The sequence below is a fragment of the Demequina ureilytica genome, assembly GCF_048553575.1.
GTDB lineage: Bacteria > Actinomycetota > Actinomycetes > Actinomycetales > Demequinaceae > Demequina.
In genome coordinates, this window is sequence record NZ_JBLZIE010000007.1 from 1 (window position 1) to 4,248 (window position 4,248).

1 protein-coding gene is annotated in these 4,248 nt (G+C 65.3%); it reads left to right on the forward strand.

From position 1 onward, the window contains the following. Positions 1-100: 100 nt before the first annotated feature. Positions 101-4,248 (forward strand): family 43 glycosylhydrolase (locus ACNI3K_RS13050; RefSeq protein WP_419392333.1); only part of this gene is annotated, 4,148 nt, incomplete at its 3' end.

Consider the following 4,248-nt stretch of genomic DNA (forward strand, 5'->3'; position numbering starts at 1 on the left):
CCGAGTTCCGCCCGTTCAACGAGACCACCCGCGACGCAATGGCGGCGTTCCTGAACCGCTACGACAACCTGCCGAATTGAGAGACAACGACGTGAGGAACATGATGGACAACGTATCGACCAGGCCGTGGAGACGATGGGGCGCCGCTGCCGCATCGGTGGGGTTGGCTGGATCGCTTGCGGTTGCCGCCTCGGTGCCTGCCCAAGCAGTGGCCGAGGACAACCTCGTCGCTCACTACCGCCTTGACGAGGCCTCTGGCACCGTCGCGGTGGATAGCTCCGGCAACGGCAACGACGGCACCTACGTGGGCGGACCCGCGCTGCAGGGCGACGCCGGAGTGCGCCTGGACGGCACCGAAGACTACGTGGATCTGCCCGACAACCTGGTCGCAGGCATCGAGTCCGTGACCGTGAGTATGGACGTGCTTATCCGGACCTCACAGTCTGGCAACTACTTCATCTGGAACCTGGGCAACACGGCGACCGGTGAGAGCGGCACGGGCTACATGATGGCCACGGGCAACGGTGGCAACGGTTACCGCCACACCATCACGCCCACTAACTGGGCTGGCGAGCAGAACGCGGCCAGCGGTGCCAACCTTCAGCGCGGCGTGTGGAAGACGATCACGTACACGATCGACGCTGCGACGGACACGGCCATCACCTACCTCGACGGCGTCCAGGTGGGCGAGAACACCGCCACGACCGTGACGCCGGGTAGCCTCGGCGGGGGCTTGACGACCGCGAACTACATCGGCCGCGCGGCATACGACGCCGACAATCGCCTCGCGGGTTCCGCCCGAGACTTCCGTCTGTACGACTCCGCGCTCACGGCACAAGAAGTGGCATCCCTCGTTCCGTCTGACACGACTCGCGTGGGACGCGACGCTGCGATCCTGGACCTTGGCGACACCTCCGCGGTGACCGACGACCTCACGCTCCCCACCACGGGCGTCAACGGCTCGACGGTGACGTGGAGTTCCTCCGACGAGGCGACCGTCGCCACCGATGGCACCATCACCCGCCCCGAGGCCCTTCAGGACGACGCGACTGTCACGCTGACAGCGACCATCACCCGGGGAACCGAGCAGGAGACGCGCGAGTTCGCCGTCACCGTGCTCGCTCAGTCGGACGCTCAGTCAGTGGCAGACGCCACGGCGGCCGCAATCGAGGTCGTCAACATCGACGACGTTCGCGGCAACCTCTTCCTGCCCACTGAAGTTGAGGGCCTGCCCGTGACCTGGGAGAGTGCCGACGAGGCGATCATCACCGCGGACGGGATCGTCAACCGGCCCGCCACCGACACGGATGTGGGGCTTACCGCGACCGTGACCAACGGTGAGGCGACCGCGACCCGCGAGTTCACCGCACGCGTGCTCGCTGCCATCGAACTCGCACCGTTCGAGGGCTACGGCTTCTCCTACTTCACCGGCAACTCGATCGACGGCGAGAAGATCTACTTCGCGGCGTCCGACGGCAACGATGCGCTGAACTGGGACGAGCTGAACGGTGGCGAGCCCACACTCGAGTCCGAGTACGGCACCCTTGGCCTGCGCGACCCGTTCATCATCCGCTCCCCCGAAGGCGACAAGTTCTACATGATCGCCACCGACCTCTCCATCGGTCGTAACGGAGACTGGGGCGCTGCACAGCGCGAAGGGTCCCAGTACCTGGAGATCTGGGAGTCCAATGACCTGGTGAACTGGTCGGAGCAGCGACACGTCAAGGTCGCTCCGGACAACGCCGGCAACACGTGGGCGCCCGAGGCGTACTACGACGATTCGATCGGCGAGTACGTGGTCTTCTGGGCCTCCAAGCTGTACCCCGAGGACGACCCGGACCGCACCACGAGTCCTCCTAACGAGATGCTGTACTCGACCACCCGAGACTTCGTGAACTTCTCGGAGCCGCAGGGCTGGCAGACGGGCATCTCCCGCATCGACTCGTCGGTGCTCGAGGTCGACGGCACCTACCACCGCTTCACCAAGGATGAGGGCGCCGGCACCACAGGGTGCTCCGACATCATTCACGAGTATTCGGACGAGCTCCGCGCTCCTCTGGACGACTGGAGCATGCTTGCCAGTTGCATCGGCCGCGATGCCGGCACCAGCGCGGTCGAGGGTCCTTCGATCTTCAAGTCGAACCCCGGCGACGTCAACGGCGACAAGTACTACCTGTTCGTCGACGAGTACGGAGGCCGTGGCTACGTTCCGCTGGAGACCGCAGACATCACCAACCCGGACTGGCAGATCTCGGACGAGTACGACCTTCCCGCCAGCCCCCGCCACGGCACGGTGTTCCCGGTGACGGCGGAGGAGTTGTCCTCACTGCGTGAGCAGATCGTCACTGCGGACCCCGTGACCGCGGACGAGGATGGCCAGGTGCTCCGCTACGACTTCGAGTCGTTCGATGGCACCACGCTCACCGATGTGACCGGCAACGGATACAACGGCACGATCCAGGGAGGCGCGGCACCCTCAGATGGCGCGCTGGCCTTCACCGGTGACGACTACGTGGACCTGCCGGACAACATCATGGCGGGCGTCGAGGACATCACCATCGAGGCGGAGGTTTACCTGGACACCGCCCTGTCAGGCAACTACTTCATCTACGGCCTGGGAAACACTGACAGCGCCGGAGTGGGGAACGGGTACTTGTTCACCACCGGCAATGCGCAGTACCGCACCAGCCTCGCCACCGGCAACTGGTCCACGGAAGAGACCGTGCGGGCCGGATCGGCGCTGCCTCGCGGCGAGTGGGTGACGATGGTGTACACGCTCGAGGGTGACACCGCGACGCTGTACCTGAACGGCGTCGAGGTGGCGACGAGCACGGTGACGGCCAACCCCGGTGACATCGGGGCCGGCTTCACGACCGCCAACCACCTCGGACGCTCCAATTACGACGCGGACGGTCTGTTCCGTGGTCAGTTCCGTGAGTTCGCCCTCTACAACCGGGCGCTGAGCCCGGAGGAGGTGCTCGCGGGATCCGGCCAGACGGACGTGCTCTTGGGTCTCACCCTGGAGGACGGGTCCGTGCTCAAGGTCGACCCGATCGTGAACCAGACGGAGCGCACGGTGGTGTTCCCCGTCAAGCCCGGCACCGACCTGACGGCACTCGCGCCGGTGTTCTCGACCGTTGAGGGCGTCACGTCCGACCCGGCCTCGGGCACGGTGGTGGACCTCAGCTCTGAGGTCACCTACCAGCTGGCCGGTGGTTCCGACGCGACGTGGACCATGGAGGCCGTCGAAATGCGGTCCCCGATTCTGCCCGGGAAGTACGCAGACCCGAACATCATCGTGTTCGGAGACACGTATTACATCTACGCCACGTCCGACGGCTATCCCGGCTGGGGCGGCAAGGAGTTCTACACCTGGTCCTCCAAGAATCTCGTGGACTGGGAGCGTGCGGAGCAGCCGTTCCTGACCCTCGATGGGGAGAACGGCAACGTGCCGTGGGCCGAAGGCAACGCGTGGGCGCCCACCGCCATCGAGCGGGACGGGAAGTACTACTTCTACTTCTCGGGCCACAACACGGACCTGAACCGCAAGACCATCGGCGTCGCTGTAGCGGACCACCCCGAGGGCCCGTTTGTCGCGGAGCCGGAGGCAATGATCCTCAACAACGAGGCCGTAACCTCGGGTCAAGCGATCGACCCGCACGCGTTCAAGGACCCGGTGTCGGGCAAGCACTACATCTACTGGGGCAACGGATCGCCCGTGATGGCCGAGCTCGCGGACGACATGGTGTCGCTCGAGCCGGGCACCATCCAGGACATGCCCGGTCTCGATGGCTACCGTGAGGGTTCCTTCATGGTCTATCGCGACGGGATGTACCACCTCACGTACTCGATCGACGACACGGGCAGCGAGAACTACCGTGTGGGCTACGCGACGTCCGATACCCCCGAGGGCCCGTGGACGTATCGCGGCGTGATCCTCGAGAAGGACCCGTCGCTAGGCATCCTCGGCACCGGACACAACTCGATCGTGAACGTGCCTGGCACGGACGACTGGTACATCGCGTACCACCGCTTCGCGATCCCGGAGGGCAACGGTACGAACCGCGAGACCACCATCGACCGTCTCACGTTCGACCCCGTGACCGGCCTGATGGAGAAGGTCACGCCCACGCTCGGTTCGGTAGACCCGCAGGAGATCGATCTCGAGGGGCCGGCACTGGAGTCGATTGCGGTGACGCAGTTGCCGTCCAAGTCGGAGTATGTGGTGGGTGACGATCTGGATCTGGA